The sequence below is a fragment of the Deinococcus sp. YIM 134068 genome (assembly GCF_036543075.1).
Lineage (GTDB): Bacteria > Deinococcota > Deinococci > Deinococcales > Deinococcaceae > Deinococcus > Deinococcus lichenicola.
This window is the reverse complement of record NZ_JAZHPF010000002.1, coordinates 12,878-28,968: the sequence shown is the minus strand read 5'-3', so window position 1 is coordinate 28,968 and position 16,091 is coordinate 12,878. Positions and strand designations below refer to the sequence as shown.

Here is a 16,091-nt window from a genome sequence, read left to right as displayed (position 1 = left end):
TACACTGTCCCCCCGTGACCCTCACCCCCCGACCCCTCTCCGTTGCCTCCTCTCCCCTGCGTGGGGAATTGACGGCGCTGACGCGGCTGGCCGGGCCGGTGGTCGTGTCGCAGTTCGCGTCCAACGCGCTGGCGCTGGTGAGTACGGCGGTCATCGGGCGGCTGGGGGCGGCGGAACTCGCGGCGGCGGCCTACGCGAACGCGACGTATTACCTCGTGTTCATGGTCCTCGTCGGGGTGATGCTGTCGGTGGGGCCACGGGCGGCGCAGGCCCACGGGGCGGGGGACGCGGCGGGCGTGGGGCGGGCGCTGCGGGGCGGGCTGTGGCTGGCGCTGGGGCTGGCGGCGCTGGCCCTGCCGCTGATGTGGGGGGTGGCGGCGCTGCTGCCGGGGCGGGCACCGGGGGACATCCGCGCCGACCTCGCCGCGACGTACCTGCGGATTTACGCGCTGGGAATGCTGCCCATGCTCGTCTTCACGGCGCTGCGCGGCACGCTGGAGGGGACCGGGCGGCCCCGCGTGGTGACAGGGGTGGCGCTGGCCGGGGTGACGCTCGTGGGACTCCTCAGCCCGGCGCTGGCCTTCGGGTGGGGGCCGCTGCCCGCGCTGGGGCTGGCGGGTGCGGCGACGGCGAGCGCGGTGGCGGCGTGGGGCATGGCGCTGACGCTGCTGCCCGTCGCGCTGCGGAGGGTGGCCCGCTTCTCGGGGTCCGTGCGGGAGGAGGTCAAGGCCCTGCTGCGGCTGGGCTGGCCCATCGGCCTGACGCTGGGGGCCGAGGGCGGCATGTTCACCGTGACGGCGCTCCTGATGGCCCGCTTCGGCGCGGAGGCGCTCGCGGCGCACAATCTCGCCCTTCAGGTCATCACGGCACTGTTCATGGTGCCGCTTGGCCTTGCCACGGCGACGGGCATCCGGGTCGCTCACGCGGCGGGCGCGGGCGACCGGGCCGGAACGCGCCGCGTGGGGCTGCTCGGCCTCGGCCTGACGGCGGCGGTCATGGTCCTGTTCGCCCTCCTCAACCTGCTCGCGCCCCGTCCGGTGCTGGGCATCTTCGTAAACGTGGGCGAGCCGGGCAACGCCGCCCTGCTGGGCACCGCGACCCTGCTCCTCACCATCGCCGCCCTGTTTCAGCTCGTGGACGGGGTGCAGGTCACAGCAAACGCGGCCCTGCGGGGGTTGCAGGACACGCGCTGGCCGCTGCTGATCTCGCTGACCTCGTATTGGGTCGTCGGGCTGGGAGTGGGATCGCTCCTCGCCTTTGGGATGGGGCTGGGGCCGCGCGGCCTGTGGTTCGGGCTGACGGCGGGCCTGACGACGGCGGCGGCGCTGCTCCTGGCGCGGTTCCTGCGGCGGACGGGGGGCGGGAAGCGGGGGAGTTGAGGGGCGGGTTGGCTTGGTTGCCCGACCTGTTCACCCCCTCTGCTTCGCAGCTCTGCGAGTCCCGGCCTCCCCAGGGGAAGCTTGATGTGCAATAGAAAGCGAACGTTTCAGACGTGCTCTGTTCTCCCTCCCTCCTTGTGGGGGAGGGTCGGGGAGGGGGGTGACGAACACCGCTCCTCCTTCTACCAGACGACAAAAACGCGCCTTCTCCTCAATTTGCGATTCACATCAGGCGTTCAGGGTGAGGAGAAAAAAGAGCGAGAGCCTGAGCTTCTTTTCCCCCTCTCCCCTCGTGGGAGAGGGCCGGGGTGAGGGGGCGCGTGACCACCTCCACCTACCCCTCCACTTCCACCTCCCCCACCACCTTCCCCGGATTGAGCAAGTTCAGCGGGTCGAAGAGCGCCTTCATGTCGCGCATCACGTCCAGCGCCTCGCCGTGTTCGGCACGGAGGTAGGTGCGTTTCCGCAGGCCGACGCCGTGTTCGCCCGTGCAGGTGCCCCCCACGGCGACGGCGTGGGCGGCGAGGGCGTGCAGCACATGGTCTATGCGCGCCCAGGCGTCCGTATCGTCCGGCGGGGCGTGCATCAGCAGATGCAGGTTGCCGTCCCCGATGTGCCCGACGAGGGGGGCGGTCAGGCCGTGGTCGTCCAGCAGGCGCAGGGCGAGGGCCGCCGTGTCCGCGAGCGCAGGCAGAGGCACGCAGACATCCCCGATGCGGGTGGTGTGGCCTGGCCACGCGGCGCGCAGGGCGTCGTACACGCCATGCCGGGCGGCCCACAGGGCGGAGGCGGCCTCGGGTGTCCGCGCCTCCCCGACCACCCGCCCGCCGTGCAGGGCCGCCGCCTCGGCGACGAGGGCGAGTTGGGCGTCCACGTCCCCCCGGTCGCGGCCCGCCACCTCGGTCCAGAGGGTCGATTCCTCGGGGTCGCGGCGGGCGCGGTGGCGGTTCACGGCGCGGATGGTCGCGGCGTCCACGAACTCCAGTCGCTCGGGCAGCACGCCCAGGCCACGTAGGGTAATGCTCGCGGCGACAGCCCCTGCCACGTCCGGGAAGGCAAGCTGCACGCTCGCTGTCGCGGGTGGGAGGGGATGCAGCCGCAGGGTGAGGGACGTGATGACCCCCAGCGTCCCCTCCGAGCCGACGAAGAGGCCCTTGAGGGCATACCCGCTGCTGCTCTTGCGGGCCGCGCTGCCGAGTGTCAGCACCCGGCCATCCATCAGCGCGACACGCAGGACGGCGACGTGTTCACGCATTCCGCCGTAACGAACGGTCGTCGTGCCGCTCGCGTTCGTGGCGGCCATCCCGCCCACCGAGGCGTCCGCGCCAGGGTCCACCGGGAAGAACAGGCCGTGCGGACGTAGACGGCGGTTCAGGGCCACCCGCCGCACCCCCGGTCCCACCGTCACCGTGAAGCCGACCGCATCCACCTCGCCCACCGTGTCCAGTCCGCTCAGGTCGAGCGAGAGGCCGCCCGGCGTGGGCAGCGCGGCCCCCTCCAGGCTTGTCCCAGCTCCCCAGGGTGTGACGGACACCCCGTACTCCCGAGCGACGGCCAGCGCCCCCACCACGTCCTCCTCCGACCGCGCGAAGACGACCGCACCGGGCGCGAAGTGATATGGCGTGCCCTCGTCCCGTGCGTGGGCCGTCAGGTCGCCGGGCTGAACGCTCACCCGCTCGCCCAGCCGCGCACGCAACGCGTCCACCCACGCCGCCTCAACTGTCGTCATATTCTCACCCCCAAAGAGCGGGGGGGCCGGGAAGCACGCCCCGACCCCACCTGAGTTCCTGCTGGCGGCTGGCCGCTGGCCGCTCCTACCGAATCAGCTTCCAGTCCCCGTCCACGACCTGCACCATCACCCGGCTGCGGGCGTCCAGGCCGAGGTGGTCCTGCGCGCTGAGGTTGAAGATGCCGTGCGCGCCGATCACGTTGCGGGTGCCCTCCAGCGCGTCGCGCACGGCGGAGCGGAACTCGGCGGTGCCAGGTTTAGCCTTTTTCAGCGCGGCGGGAATCGCCTTTTGCAGCAGCAGCCCCGCGTCCCACATGTGCGCCCCGAAGGTGCTGACGCTGTTCTGGCCGTACCGGCTCTCGTAGAGGTTGACGTAGGCGAGGCCGACCTTCTTGCTGGGGTTGGTGTCGGGAAGCTGCGAGGCGACGAGCACGGGTCCGGCGGGCAGGATCGCGCCCTCTACGTCGCGGCCCCCCACGCGCAGGAAGTCGGCGTTGGCGACCCCGTGCGTCTGGTAAATCTTGCCCGTGAAGCCCCGGTCCTTCAGCGTCTTCTGCGGCAGCACGGCGGGCACGCCGGACGCGCCGACGAGCACGGCGTCGGGCCGGGCCGCGAGGACCTTGAGAATCTGCCCGGTGACGCTGGTATCGCTGCGGCCATAGCGTTCCACCGCCACGACCCGGATACCCCGTGCCGCCGCGTTCTTCTGGAGTTCCGAGAGCCAGCCCTCGCCGTAGGCGTCGTTGAAGCCGATGTAGCCCACCGTCTTCACCTTGTTCTGCTGCATGTGCTGGGCGATGGCGGCGGCCATCAGCGCGTCGGTCTGCGGCGTCTTGAACACCCAGCTTCGGCGGGCGTCCACGGGCTTGATGATCGCCTCGGACGCGGCGAGGCTGATCATGGGCACCTTCGCCTCGGATACCACGTCGATCATGGCGAGCGACGCGGGCGTGGTCGTCGTCCCGATGATGAGGTCCACCCGGCTGTCCTGAATGAGCTTGCGGGTGGCCGTCACGGCGGCGGTGGTGTCGGAGGCGTCGTCCAGCACCGTGTAGATCACCTTCTGCCCGCCGATGGTCTGCGGCAGCAGCGCGACCGTGTTCTTCTCGGGGATGCCGAGGCTCGCCGCCGGGCCGGTGGACGACACGACGACACCCACCCGCACGTCGGCCAGCGCGAGGGAGGAGGAGGCGAGAAGGGCGGTCAGCAGGAGTCGGGTGGGACGCTTCATGGCAAAACCTCCGGAAGCCGCCTCGGGGGAACCGAACGGCCATTTGTTAGGTGGGCTTGGGAGGATGCTAGCAGAAAGGGAGCCGTCAGCGGTCGGCCCTGAGCCGCGAGCGGTCAGCCTTCCGCTCCGAGGAATGCACCTGGAATCCGGCGCGTCCGGCTTCTCCGACGGCGGCCTCACCCTCACACAGAAGGCGGCACCGATCCCTGACCCGCCGGGGAGGGGAGGATCAAACAAGCACCAGAAGTCAGACCCCCTCTAAAGTGCCCCCATGATCGTCACGTTCATCAATCCTGCGGGCATTCTCACGGCCTCCACGCCCGGTGAGGAGCCGACCACCGCGCAGGTCACGCTCGCCTCCCTCCTCGCAAACACCGAACTTATCCCCGTCACCGGGCTGGACGAGGAGGGGCTGCTGGACGTGCCCGCCGCCTTCACGTCCTGGCAGGTGCTTCGGCACGGGGCGGTCGTCCTCAACCCAGATGGCGAGGAGGACGCGGCGTGGCGGAGCCTGACGGTGGAGACGCTGGAGGAGTACGAGGGCATTCTGCGGCTCGCCCACCAGGCCGCCGAGCACATCGGCTGGCTGGGGCAACTGGGCACCGAGGCGCGGCTCCACGAGCGGCACGGCCTCCCCCTGATGGTGACGCTGCGCCACCGGCACGACCTGACGCACGCGCTGGACGCCGCCGCCCGCGAGTGGCGCACCTGGCTCAACGAGGGGCCGTTCCAGGGACGGTTACGGCTGATCGAGGAGGCGGACGCCCTGACCCTGCTTCCGCGCGAGGTCAACCCCGAGGGGGCGGTGAACTACGTCCTCTCTCGCCTCGGTGGCGGGGTGACGTTGAGCCTGGGGGTGAGCGCGGTCCCCTCGGACGCGGCCTTCCTCGCCCGCTGCGACTACGCGCTGATCCCCGGTGAGGGTCCAGTCCTCACCGCTGCGCTCGCCGGACTGGGCGGTGCCGGGGACGGCGAGGACGAGTGAGACCGCCCGTCGCCGAGGGGGTGGGGGGCTGGCGGGTTCACCTCCGCACCCTGCACGCCAACGTCTATCTGCTGGACGGGCCGGAGGGACGGCTGATCGTGGACGCCGGGGCGCTGCCCTTCGCGCCGCAGTTCGCCCGCCTGCTCAGGGCGTTCCGACCTGACGCCCTCCTCGTCACCCACCGCCATGTGGACCATACGAGCGGGGCGTTCCTGGCGGCGCGGCGCGGTCTGCCCGTCCTCGCGCACCCGGCGGAGCATCCCTTCCTCGCGGGCGAGCGGCATGACCTTCCACTGAGGGTGCCGGGGCTGGGAGAGCGGGTGTCGCGCGTCCACCCGAAGGTTCCTCCCCAATCTCTTCGCGGCGTCTCGCCCGGAGAACAGGTCCACGGCTGGACCGTCCTCCACCTGCCCGGCCACACGGCGGGGCAACTCGGGCTGATGCGGGACGGCGTGCTGATTGCCGGGGACGCGGTGGTCGGCTCGCGGGACGGCGCGCATCTGCCCCGCCCGGTCTACAGCGCCGATCACCGAGGGGCGGAGGAGACGTTGCGGCACGTGGCAGAACTCGACCTCCGCCTCGTCCTGCCCGGTCACGGTCCGCCCCTGACGCCGGAGCAGGTGCGTCGGCGGGCACGGCGGGGAGAGGTGAACTCCTGAATCCTCCGCCTTTACCCTTCCCTCACACATCAGCCGGAGGGTGGAAGGCGCGCGTCAGGTTCCCCGGCTAGGATGGAGCAGTCTATGACTGCCCTCCCGCCTCGCCCGTCGCTCCCCCTCCGGTCGTATCCGTGAGGAGGCGGTGGAAGCTCTGGCTGCTCGCCTCGCTGCTGGCGGCGGGTGGGGCGGGCGGCTACCTGTATCAGGAGAAGCAGGAGACGGGGGAGATTGCCCGCGCCCTGTGGCACGAGCTGGACGATTACGACCACGCCGAGGCGGTGGCCGACCCGCTCTTCGCCGACCTGAAATCGGGAGGCGGGGGGGAGACGGAGGTAAGTGCCGCGACGCCCACGCCGTCCAAACCGGCGGCGGAGCCGAAGCCCGCGCCCGCCCAGCCTGTTCAGCCCATTCAGTCTTCCGCACAGGTGAAGAAGAAAGAGCAGGCCGCCACGACGCCCGCGCCCGAGGTCACGCCTGTTCCGGCAAAGTCCGTCACACAGGCCCGGACCCAGAAGCCAGAGGCGAGCGCCACATCCGCACCAGCACCACCTCCAGCTCAGACCACACAGGCACAGAGACCGCAGCCCCAGGCAGCTCCACAGACGCCCCAGCCGCAGCTACCTCAGCAGAACCCGCAGGCCACCCCGTCCCAAGCCCCCGCGCACACACCCGGACGGTACGACGCGGGCAGTTCCCGGCCCAATCCCCACACCAACAACGTCCACATCCTGCTCGTCGGGAACGATCAGGAGCGCATCGGCAAGGGGCGGGCCGACTCCATCATGCTCGTCACACTCAACCCAGGGCGGGAGGTGCTGGAGATCGTCAGCGTGCCGCGCGACACCTGGGTGGACATCCCCCACCACGGCTTCGACAAGGTGAACCACGCCTACCAGTTTGGCGGGGTGGACCTGCTCAATCACACCCTGCAACGCTTTTTCGGCTTTCCCTTCCAGTACTACGTGGAGATCAGCCAGGGCGGCTTCCGCAGCCTGATCGATCAGGTGGGCGGGGTGGACGTGGACGTGCCCTTCTCCTTCACCTACGAGGGCCACACCTTCCAGAAGGGGCCGATGCACCTGAATGGCGAGACGGCGCTGGCCTACAGCCGGATGCGGAAGCTCGACCCGCGCGGGGCCTTCGGGCGTGAGGACCGCCAGAAGCAGATCGTGGGTGCCCTGCTGCGGCGTCTGGGCGAGATTCCCCTGAGCGACAGCGCACGCCTCAACGACCTCGCCCGCCAGCTCATCCCCTATGTCCGCACCGACCTGGGGCCGCGCAAGGTCGTCGCCCTGCGCCGCGCCCATCCCTATGCCCTCGACCGCACGGAGAGGCTGAGCGTCCAGGGCCAGGGTCGGGTCATGAAGGGCATCTACTACTACGTGGTGGAGGACGGCGAGCGGCGACGGTTGCATCTGGCGCTGCGGTAGGGAAGCGGTCGGCGAGAGGGGCGGGGGCGGTGGTCCAATGGTTGCGTGACGGGCTGAGCATGATCCGCGAGAGCCGCGAGGTCGAGGTGTTGGCCACGAGCGTGGAGTCGTCGGAGGGCGTCTTTCTGGTGCCCGCCTTCATGGGGCTGGGGGCATCCTACTGGGACCCCTCCGCGCGAGGCACGCTCGTCGGCATGACGCGCGGCACGAGCAGGCGCGCACCGTGGAGGACGTGCTCTCGCGCCGCACCCGCGCCCGGTTGCTCAACGCCCGCGCGAGCATCGAGGCCGCCCCCCGCGTCGCCGCCCTCCTCGCCGAGGAGCTGGGACGGGACGCGGCGTGGGCGGAGGGGCAGGTGCGGGCCTACCGGGAGGTGGCCCAGGGCTACGTGCTGGCGTGAGGGCGTGCGGCCAGGGGCACCGCCGGGGCAGAATAGGGGGGCTATGGCGAAACGTGAATTACCTTCCTCTTCCCAACGGCAGGCACGCGCATGACTTTCCAAGTCGTCTTCGGACGTGACCCAGAGGTGACGGCCAGTGCGCCGGGCCGGGTCAACCTTCTGGGCGAACACACCGACTATCAGGGCGGATTCGTGCTGCCCACGGCGATTCCCCAGCAGGCCACCGTCGCCATCTCGCGGAGCAACGGTGGGGCACACCGCCTCCACAGCGCCAACCTGAACCGCACGCTGACCGTTCCCCTCGGTGAGCGCGGCGAGGACTTCGCCCCCTACGTGATCGGCTGCATCGAACTCATGGGGGTGGACGACGCCCTCGATGTGTTCATCACGAGCGACGTGCCGAGCGGGGGGTTGAGCAGCAGCGCGGCGCTGGAGATCGCCACCCTGCGCGCCCTGCGGGAGCTGTACGGGCTGCCCCAGGACGACGTGGAGATCGCCCTGATCGGGCAGCGGGTGGAACACGAGTATGTGGGCGTGAAGTCGGGCATCATGGATCAGATGGCGAGCAGCCTCGCCGACACGACGCGGATGCTGTTTCTCGACACGCGCAGCCTGGAGCGCCGCGTGTACCCCTTCCCGGCGGGGGCGGAAATCCTCGTGCTTGACTCCGGGGTCCCACGCACCCTGGCGGGCAGCGGCTACAACGAGCGCCGCGCGCAGGTCGAGGAGGCCGCCCGGCAACTCGGCGTGCCGGAATTACGTGACGTGACGGACGTTTCCCAGGTCGAGGCCCTCTCCGACGCCCTGTTGCGCCGCCGCGCCCGCCACGTGGTCACGGAGAACGCACGGGTGCTGGCCGCGCTGGGGGCCGACGCCGCCCGCTTCGGCGAGTTGATGAACGCCTCGCACGCCAGCCTGCAACATGATTACGAGGTCTCCCATCCCCGCGTGGACGAGCTGGTGGCGCTCCTTCAGGCGGACCCGCGTGTGTACGGTGCCCGGATGACGGGGGCGGGCTTCGGCGGGGCGCTCGTGGCGCTCGTGCCGCAGGGGGAGGCGGCTGCCATCGCGGACGGCGTGCTGGCGCGGTACAGCGGGGAGGGGCAGCGGGTGGTGCCGTAAGGGGCGGGGCGGGGGGGATTTCATGAGTGCGGGTGGCAGACAGCGTTCTGTACGGCCACCACGGGCCGCCGTAGCGGGGACGCTCCCGATGAAACCGTCTCATCCACACCTTGAGACGCCCTCCCCCCTCGTCCCTTCCCATCCTGTAAGGTCAGTTCCATGAATCTTCTCGTCACCGGCGGGGCCGGGTACATCGGCAGCCATACCGTTCGCCGCCTGCTGGGGGCCGGGCACCGCGTCACCGTCCTCGACAACCTCTCCAGCGGCCACCCCGAGGCGCTGCCGCCAGGGGCGACGCTGGAGCGCGTGGACCTCCTCGACCTGGAGGCGGTGCGCGAGGTCTTCGGGCGCGTGAAGCCTGATGGGCTGGTCCATTTCGCCGCCCTGATCGAGGTGGGCGAGAGCATGCGTGCCCCGGCCCGCTACTACCGCAACAACGTGGTGGGCAGCCTCAACCTCCTTCAGGCGAACGCGGAGACGGTGAAGGCCCCCGTCGTCTTCAGCTCCACCGCCGCCGTGTACGGGGACGCCGAGTCCACGCCCATTCCGGAGGACGCGCCGAAGGGGCCGACGAGCGTGTACGGCGAGACCAAGCTGATGACCGAGCAGATGCTGAACGCCTTCGAGCGGTCGCACGGCGTCCGGCACGTCAAGCTGCGGTACTTCAACGTGTGCGGGGCCGAGCCGGGCGGTCAGATCGGCGAGGACCACCCCAACAAGACGCACCTCATCGAACTCGCGCTCCTGACGGCCCTCGGCCAGCGCGAGAAGATGATGATCTTCGGGGAGGACTACCCCACCCCCGACGGCACCTGCATCCGGGACTACATCCACGTCGTCGATCTGGCGGACGCCCACGTACTGGCCGTGCAGGCGCTGGCGGACGGGGGGGACAGCGCCACCTACAACGTCGGCCTCGGTCACGGCTTCAGCGTGCGGCAGGTGCTCGACGCCGTGGACGAGGTGATCACGGCGGACGGCCTGCCTCCCCTGACGCGTGAGGTCGCGCCCCGCCGCGCGGGCGACCCGCCCAGCCTCGTGGCCGACAGCCGCCGCATCAAGGAAGACCTCGGCTGGACGCCTCACTTCACCGACCTGCGCGAGATCATCCGCACCGCCTGGGAGTGGCACCGCCAGCATCCGCACGGGTTTGCGAAGTAGAGCAGTTGACGAAAGAGGAGATGTCACCCTGAGCGCGAGCGAAGGGTCCCTCGCCAGGCAGAGTAGATGCTTCCCTCGGTATGACCTCGTTCTTCTGTCCAATGTTTTGGGGTACAACTCATCCCTCCTGTCATCCGGCGTTGACACCACGACACCCACGAGTTACGTTCCACACATGGAACCGAGGGAGGCGGTCACACCCCACGTCCGCACCTGGCGGGAGCGGGCGGGTGTCGGGGCGGGCGAGCTGGCGCGGCGGGCGGGGCTGACGCGGCAGGCCCTTCACCGGGTCGAGACGGGGGCGGTGGAGCCGGGCATCCACACGGCGCTGCGGCTGGCGCGGGCGCTCGGCGTCACGGTGGAGGCGCTGTTCGAACTGGCCCCGGAGGAGATGCTGGCGGAGGGGGCGGACCTCACGCCGGGCGCGCGGGTGCGGCTGGCCCGCGTGGGGGAGCGGCTGCTGGCGCTGCCGCTGGGGGCGGACGACTCGCTCGCCTGCGCGGCGGACGGGGTGACAGGGCCACGGCACGCGGATGGCCGCTGGCCGGTCACGCGGACGGGGGGGGACGACCTCGCCGCGCGCTCGCTGATCGTCGCGGGGTGCGACCCCAGCCTGCGGCTGCTCGCGGCGGCGGTGCCGGAGGGGGCCGGGCGGCTGCTCGTGCGTCCCCTGCCCACCGGGGAGGCCCTGAGCGCCGTGGCACGCGGGGAGGCGCACGCCGCCGCCGTCCACCTCTGGGACGCGCGGGCGGGGGGGCTGGACCACTCGGCGCTGGAGGCCGCGCTCGGGCCGCTCGGGGCCACCGTCTACCGGCTGTGGACGTGGACCCAGGGCTTCATCGTCGCGCCCGGCAATCCGCTCGCCGTGCGGAGTGCCGCCGACCTCGCCCGGCGGGGCGTGCGCCTCGTGAACCGCCCAGCGGGCGCGGGGAGCCGGGTGCTGCTCGACGCCTGGCTCGCGGGGGCGGGCATCTCCCCCACGGAGGTGAGCGGCTACGACCACCCCGCCGCCTCGCCCGTGGACGTGGCGCGGTCTCTCCAGGCGGGCCGGGCGGATGTGGGAGTCGGCCCGCAGTCGGTGGCCGCCGCGCACGGGCTTGCTTTCGTGCCCGTTCAGGTCGAGCCGGTGGAACTCGTCGTCCCGAGCCTTCACGCGGAGCACCCCGCCCTGCGCGCGGTGCTGGACGCGGCGGCGTCCCCGGCCCTCCACGCCCAGCTCGCCACCCTGGGTGGGTACGACGCGGCGGGGGCGGGCCGCCCGACGCTGGTGCTGCCGGGGCGGAAGAGTGCGTGAGCGAGCGGTCAGCCGTCAGCTATCAGCGAGAGACCACATCATCCCCCCACCCGTCTTCCAGAACCCCACCGCCGGAACTATGCAGGAGGCATCCACCGTGCGACAGACCCGTCCGTCTCTCCCCTCCGCCCGCAGGCTCACCCGTGCCCTCGCCCTCCTCGCCCTGCTGCCGCTCGGGACGGCGGGGGCGGCAGACCTCACCGTGTTCGCGGCGAGCAGCCTCACCGACGCCTTCACGGAGATCGGGCGGGCCTTCGACGCGCGGACGGGGCACCGGACGACCTTCAGCTTCGCCGGGTCGCAGGTGCTCCGCACGCAGCTCACGCAGGGGGCGCGGGCCGACGTGTTCGCCAGCGCGAACGCCGCCCAATATGAACCGCTGGCGGAATCGGGCCTGCTGGAGCCGGGACAGGTCTTCGCCCGCAACCGCCTCACCGTGATCACCCCCGCCGGGAACACGGCGGTGCGCTCCCTCGCCGACCTCACGCGGCCCGGCGTGCGGCTCGTGGTCGCCGCCCCGAACGTTCCGGTGGGCGACGCGACGCGGCGGGCCTTCGACCTCATCGCGGCGTCGGGCACCTACGGGCGGGACTTCGCGGCCCGCGCCCGGCGCAACGTCGTCAGCGAGGAGCCGAACGTGCGGCAGGTGGCCCTCAAGGTGAGCCTCGGTGAGGCGGATGCGGCGGTCGTGTACGTCAGCGACGTGACGCCCACCCTGCGCCCGAGCGTGCGGACGGTTGCCCTCCCTACCCGCTTCAACCCGACGGTGGCGTACCCCATCGGCATCGCCAGGAACAGCCCGAACGCCGACGCCGCCCGCGCCTTCGTGAGTTTCGTGCGCTCACCGGAGGGGCAGAGTGTGTTGCGGAAGTGGGGATTCCTGTCGGTTCGGTGAGGGTGGGGGGGTCGCCAGTCGCCAGTCGCCAGTCGCCAGAGGGGGCGTGGCAGGCTCGCCTTCTCTCTCTCGGGCGCTCCACAAAGCCGCAACCCACCACGACCCTTGACCTCACCTCAGCGGTCGCCGGATGACCCGCCCGCCCCCCTCCCCCGTCCCGGTCGCGCTCAGCCTGCTCCTCGCCGCGTTCCTGCTCCTCCCGGTCGCGGCGCTGCTCGCCCGTGGACTCAATGCGGACTTCCTGCCCACGCTGGCCTCGCCCGCCGTGGTGGACGCGCTGCGGGTGAGTGCCCTCACGACGGGGGCGGCGCTGGCCGTGACGCTGACGCTCGGTACACCCGTCGCGTACCTGCTCGCGCGGCGGCGTTTTCCGGGGCGTGACCTCCTTGATACGCTGCTCGACCTGCCGATGGTGCTGCCGCCCGTCGTGGCGGGGGTGGCGCTGCTCCTCACCTTCGGGCGGGCGGGGTGGTTGGGGCGTCCGCTGGAGGTGGCGGGCGTCTCGCTGGCCTTTACCCCCGCCGCCGTGGTGCTCGCGCAGGTGTTCACGAGCGCGCCCTTCTACGTCCGCGCCGCGAAGGCGGGTTTCCTCGCCTTCGACCCCGACGTGGAGGCCGCCGCGCGGGTGGACGGGGCGGACGCCTGGGCGACTTTCACGCGCGTCACCCTGCCCCTCGCGCTGCCGTTCCTGCTGGAGGGCGCGGTCCTCGCCTGGGCGCGCTCGCTGGGGGAGTTCGGGGCCACCCTCCTGTTTGCCGGGAGCCTGCCGGGCCGCACCCGCACGGTGCCCCTCGCCATCTATGGGGCGCTCGAAAGCGACCTCGCCCCCGCCCTCGTCCTCAGCGCGGGAATGGTCGTCCTCGCCTTCGGCGTGCTGTTCACGTTGCGCGTGCTGGCGGGGCGGCGTTCAGCATAGAAGTATCCAGAAAGCGCTGTTCAAACACGACAGAAGCAGGAGCGGTGGGCAAGCAAGGGTCGGGAGAACAAACAAGGCTGAGTCATCCTTTTGGCGGACCCCGCGCCGTTCCAAGCACCCGATGTATGCAATTCGACATCGAAAAAATGGAACAAGACGGCGACGCGGGCGACTGTATTCAACTTCGTCAAAGAATGATAAGGCTTGCGCGCTGTGTGAAAGGGATTCATACTTGGAGGGGAGGAATACCTATGGCCTACAAGAGACTGAGTGAGCAACTTCAAGAGCTGAGCAATCCCCAACGCAGCGACGCGCTCGTGCGAGCCTTCCGTGAGGCGGTGCGAACGGGAGAGATCGAGGCGACCGAGTTGCCCGAACGCTTCACGATGCCCAAAGAGTTCAAACGGCGCGGCGCGGAGGGCACGTATCAACGTGAGGCGCGCGAGATGCTGTTCGAGCCGTCGCCGAAGATCGAGAAGTGGTTCGAGGAGAAGAACCAGGAGTACGCCGCCGCTCCCCGCCGTGGACGCGTCCGCGCGAGCGTCGAGGCCATCGAGTCGGGCGAACTGGATTTCAAGTCGCTGGCCGAGGAAACCCGCCGCCGGATGCAGGCGAGCTACGAGAAGGGCCAGGCGCTCGGCAAGAGCCGGGGCCAGCGCACGGGCACGGGCGCAAGCAAGACCACCCGCACCACGAAGCGCAAGACGGCGAAGTAAGCAGGAGAACAGGGAGTTGAAATCTCGCCCCCGTCATCCAATCACGCGGATGATGGGGGCGAAGAGTTTAGATGGCACGTCCAGAGAGTCGCCAGTCGCCAGTCGCCAGAACAGCAAGGGCTATGCATTTGAGCTGTTAGGGCGTCTCCTCTTCTATCGGAACGTCGGTCAGGATGTTCAGCGGCAGGACCGACACTGCGCCGGACTGTCCCGGTATGCCTGTGACCCGTACGGCATACGAGGAGTTCAACCCGACCACCGCGAACACGTAGCCGTCCCGCTCGTACCCGGAAGCCCACGCCCTCCGGGTCTGGAGCGTCGGCAGGGACGCCGCGTGCCAGCCCTGAGCCAGCAGCGCCCGGTCGTAATACCGCTTGAGGGTTGTGGGCCGAACGTCGGCGGCCAGCAGGGAGCGGCGCAGCTTGAGCTTGGGGTGTTTGGGCTTCAGAGCGTCGAACACGGCGACCCAGGCGCGGGTGTCGGCCCCCATTACCGTGTCCCCAAAAGGAAGTTCAGCGGGAAGGGGCAGGACGCCGGGCGGCAGCGGCGGAAGGGACGGCGGCGCGGCACAGGCTCCCAGCGCCAGAAGGAGAGCGACCGCGCCCCCGTCCCCGCCTGCCCCTCGCTCACGCCGCCTAACGCGCCGTCCGCAGGTCCACCACGCGCCGCAGTTTCCCACCCTCACTCCGGGGCAGGGAGCCGGGTTCGCACAGCTCGCAGGCGATGGAAACGCCGACCATCATCTTGACGAGGCGGACGACCTCCCCGCGCAACTCGGCCCCCTGATGGGCGCTCTCAATTCGCAGCAGCAGGTCGTCCATCGTCCCCGTGCGCGACAGGACGAGTTGATAGTGGGGGCGCAGGTCAGCGAGGTGGGCGAGCGCCGCCTCGATCTGGGTGGGGTACACGTTCACGCCGCGCAGGATGAGCATGTCGTCGCTGCGGCCCCGGATGCCGTCCATGCGCCGCATCGTGCGGCCCGTGGCGTTCCCGCCGGGCAGCAGCCGGGTGATGTCGCCCGTCCAGTAACGCAGCAGGGGCATGGCAGTGCGGGTCATGGAGGTCAGGACGAGCACACCGTCCTCCCCGTCGGGCACCGGCTCGCCCGTCGCCGGGTCCACAACCTCGGGGTAGAAGTGGTCCTCCCACAGGTAGCTGCCCTGCCGCTCGGCGGCGTCCTCGTTCGACACGCCGGGGCCGATGATCTCCGACAGGCCGTAGATGTTCGTGGCGACCACGCCGAGGCGGGCCTCCACCTCGCGCCGCATCGTCTCGGACCACGGCTCGGCCCCCAGCACCGCGTAGCGCAGGCTGATCGTCTCCGGCGTGTGCCCCCGCGCGGCGAGCGCGTCGGCGAGGACGAGCGCGTAGCTCGGCGTGCAGGCGATGACCTCCGGCTCCAGGTCCTCGATCAGCGACACCTGGCGCTCGGTCCCGCCGCCGGACACGGGCACCACCCCCAGCCCCAGCCGCTCGCCGCCCGCGTGGGTGCCCAGCCCGCCCGTGAACAGGCCGTAGCCGTAGGCGTTGTGAAAGAGCATCCCCGGCCTCGCCCCCGCCGCGTACAGGCTGCGCGCCACCACCTCCGCGAACACGGCAAGGTCGTTCTCGTCGTAGCCCACGACCGTCGGCTTGCCGCTCGTGCCGCTGGAGGCGTGAATGCGGCGCAGGTCCGAACGGGGTACCGAGAACAGCCCGAAGGGGTACGTGTCGCGCAGGTCCGCCTTCCGTGTGAAGGGGAAGCGGCGCAGATCGTCGAGCGAGGTCAGATCATCCGGGGTGAGGCCCGCCTCCGCGAACTTCTGGCGGTACATCGGCACCCGCTCTTGCAGTCGGGCCACCGTCGCCTGCAAGCGGGAGAGTTGCAGGGCGCGCAGGTCGGGCAGCGGCATGGCCTCGGCGGACGGGTTGAACATGGAGGCTCCTTGAGAGGGGTTAAGGATTGGGCGTGATGGAGGTCTTTAAGCTCCTCCCCCTTGAGGGGGGAGGCCGGGAGGGGGTGAGCGGGCATGGCAACCTCAAAACCCTAAACTCCAACTGTTCTTTAGCCGTCAGTATCGCATCCGTCATCAAGAACGTCGGGAATCAGGCGGTGAGGGGCGCTCGTGGTCGCCTCGTTTCCCCCCTCTGCTTTGCAGCTCTACGAGTCCCAGCCTCCCCCACCAGGGGGGAGG

At 70.6% G+C, this 16,091-nt stretch carries 14 protein-coding genes and 2 pseudogenes; 12 read left to right on the top strand and 4 right to left on the bottom strand.

Features of this window, described 5'->3' with window-relative positions; genetic code table 11:
• Window positions 1-14 precede the first annotated feature (14 nt).
• On the top strand, window positions 15-1,379 hold the full coding sequence (locus V3W47_RS02670; RefSeq protein ID WP_331823616.1) for an MATE family efflux transporter: 1,365 nt from the start codon (window positions 15-17) through the stop codon (window positions 1,377-1,379).
• A gap of 334 nt (window positions 1,380-1,713) precedes the next feature.
• On the opposite strand, the gene V3W47_RS02665 is transcribed toward V3W47_RS02670, so the two are convergent.
• On the bottom strand, window positions 1,714-3,108 hold the full coding sequence (locus tag V3W47_RS02665; protein WP_331823615.1) for an FAD-binding oxidoreductase: 1,395 nt from the start codon (window positions 3,106-3,108) through the stop codon (window positions 1,714-1,716).
• A gap of 85 nt (window positions 3,109-3,193) precedes the next feature.
• Window positions 3,194-4,339, bottom strand: a complete 1,146-nt coding sequence (locus V3W47_RS02660) for an ABC transporter substrate-binding protein (RefSeq protein WP_331823614.1) — start codon at window positions 4,337-4,339, stop codon at window positions 3,194-3,196.
• Between the two features lie 271 nt (window positions 4,340-4,610).
• Here V3W47_RS02660 and V3W47_RS02655 point away from each other — a divergent pair, with 271 nt between their 5' ends.
• The 11 genes and pseudogenes from V3W47_RS02655 (at window position 4,611) to V3W47_RS02605 (ending at window position 13,917) form a co-directional block, all read left to right on the top strand.
• Window positions 4,611-5,324, top strand: coding sequence for an HAD family hydrolase (locus V3W47_RS02655; protein ID WP_331823613.1), 714 nt, complete (start codon window positions 4,611-4,613; stop codon window positions 5,322-5,324).
• On the top strand, window positions 5,321-5,983 hold the full coding sequence (locus V3W47_RS02650; protein ID WP_331823612.1) for an MBL fold metallo-hydrolase: 663 nt from the start codon (window positions 5,321-5,323) through the stop codon (window positions 5,981-5,983). Before V3W47_RS02655 ends, V3W47_RS02650 begins: the two co-directional genes overlap by 4 nt.
• A gap of 131 nt (window positions 5,984-6,114) precedes the next feature.
• Window positions 6,115-7,413 carry an LCP family protein gene (locus V3W47_RS02645; RefSeq protein ID WP_331823611.1) on the top strand — a complete coding sequence of 433 codons (1,299 nt, stop codon included), beginning with the start codon at window positions 6,115-6,117 and terminating at the stop codon, window positions 7,411-7,413.
• Between the two features lie 20 nt (window positions 7,414-7,433).
• Window positions 7,434-7,628: pseudogene (locus V3W47_RS02640) on the top strand (FGGY-family carbohydrate kinase); the annotation flags it as partial.
• Window positions 7,604-7,813, top strand: a pseudogene (locus tag V3W47_RS02635) (glycerol-3-phosphate dehydrogenase C-terminal domain-containing protein); the annotation flags it as partial. The pseudogenes V3W47_RS02640 and V3W47_RS02635, both read left to right, overlap by 25 nt.
• Window positions 7,814-7,903: 90 nt before the next feature.
• The gene (galK, locus tag V3W47_RS02630; protein ID WP_331823610.1) at window positions 7,904-8,935 is read left to right on the top strand and encodes a galactokinase; all 1,032 of its coding nucleotides are present in this window, start codon (window positions 7,904-7,906) and stop codon (window positions 8,933-8,935) included.
• A gap of 159 nt (window positions 8,936-9,094) precedes the next feature.
• Window positions 9,095-10,096, top strand: a complete 1,002-nt coding sequence (gene galE, locus V3W47_RS02625) for a UDP-glucose 4-epimerase GalE (protein ID WP_331823609.1) — start codon at window positions 9,095-9,097, stop codon at window positions 10,094-10,096.
• A gap of 175 nt (window positions 10,097-10,271) precedes the next feature.
• Window positions 10,272-11,390 carry an XRE family transcriptional regulator gene (locus V3W47_RS02620; protein ID WP_331823608.1) on the top strand — a complete coding sequence of 373 codons (1,119 nt, stop codon included), beginning with the start codon at window positions 10,272-10,274 and terminating at the stop codon, window positions 11,388-11,390.
• Between the two features lie 97 nt (window positions 11,391-11,487).
• Window positions 11,488-12,285, top strand: coding sequence for a molybdate ABC transporter substrate-binding protein (gene modA / locus V3W47_RS02615; protein WP_331823607.1), 798 nt, complete (start codon window positions 11,488-11,490; stop codon window positions 12,283-12,285).
• A 130-nt stretch (window positions 12,286-12,415) separates the two neighbouring features.
• Window positions 12,416-13,201 (top strand): ABC transporter permease, encoded by a 786-nt coding sequence (locus tag V3W47_RS02610; RefSeq protein ID WP_331823606.1) that lies wholly within the window; start codon window positions 12,416-12,418, stop codon window positions 13,199-13,201.
• A 251-nt stretch (window positions 13,202-13,452) separates the two neighbouring features.
• Window positions 13,453-13,917, top strand: coding sequence for a hypothetical protein (locus V3W47_RS02605; RefSeq protein WP_331823605.1), 465 nt, complete (start codon window positions 13,453-13,455; stop codon window positions 13,915-13,917).
• Window positions 13,918-14,053: 136 nt separating this feature from the next.
• Here V3W47_RS02605 and V3W47_RS02600 read toward each other — a convergent pair whose 3' ends face one another.
• Window positions 14,054-14,407: a hypothetical protein gene (locus V3W47_RS02600; RefSeq protein WP_331823603.1), complete on the bottom strand. Its 354-nt coding sequence runs from the start codon at window positions 14,405-14,407 to the stop codon at window positions 14,054-14,056.
• A 145-nt stretch (window positions 14,408-14,552) separates the two neighbouring features.
• Window positions 14,553-15,833, bottom strand: a complete 1,281-nt coding sequence (locus V3W47_RS02595) for an AMP-binding protein (protein WP_331823602.1) — start codon at window positions 15,831-15,833, stop codon at window positions 14,553-14,555.
• Window positions 15,834-16,091 lie beyond the last annotated feature (258 nt).

Bases quoted from the DNA above. Each gene is read 5' to 3' on its own strand.
- V3W47_RS02620 (WP_331823608.1), top strand. From the start codon at position 10,272: ATGGAACCGAGGGAGGCGGTCACACCCCACGTCCGCACCTGGCGGGAG.
- V3W47_RS02655 (WP_331823613.1), top strand. From the start codon at position 4,611: ATGATCGTCACGTTCATCAATCCTGCGGGCATTCTCACGGCCTCCACG.
- galK (WP_331823610.1), top strand. From the start codon at position 7,904: ATGACTTTCCAAGTCGTCTTCGGACGTGACCCAGAGGTGACGGCCAGT.
- V3W47_RS02660 (WP_331823614.1), bottom strand. From the start codon at position 4,339: ATGAAGCGTCCCACCCGACTCCTGCTGACCGCCCTTCTCGCCTCCTCC.
- V3W47_RS02595 (WP_331823602.1), bottom strand. From the start codon at position 15,833: ATGTTCAACCCGTCCGCCGAGGCCATGCCGCTGCCCGACCTGCGCGCC.
- V3W47_RS02610 (WP_331823606.1), top strand. From the start codon at position 12,416: ATGACCCGCCCGCCCCCCTCCCCCGTCCCGGTCGCGCTCAGCCTGCTC.
- galE (WP_331823609.1), top strand. From the start codon at position 9,095: ATGAATCTTCTCGTCACCGGCGGGGCCGGGTACATCGGCAGCCATACC.
- V3W47_RS02605 (WP_331823605.1), top strand. From the start codon at position 13,453: ATGGCCTACAAGAGACTGAGTGAGCAACTTCAAGAGCTGAGCAATCCC.
- V3W47_RS02600 (WP_331823603.1), bottom strand. From the start codon at position 14,407: ATGGGGGCCGACACCCGCGCCTGGGTCGCCGTGTTCGACGCTCTGAAG.
- V3W47_RS02665 (WP_331823615.1), bottom strand. From the start codon at position 3,108: ATGACGACAGTTGAGGCGGCGTGGGTGGACGCGTTGCGTGCGCGGCTG.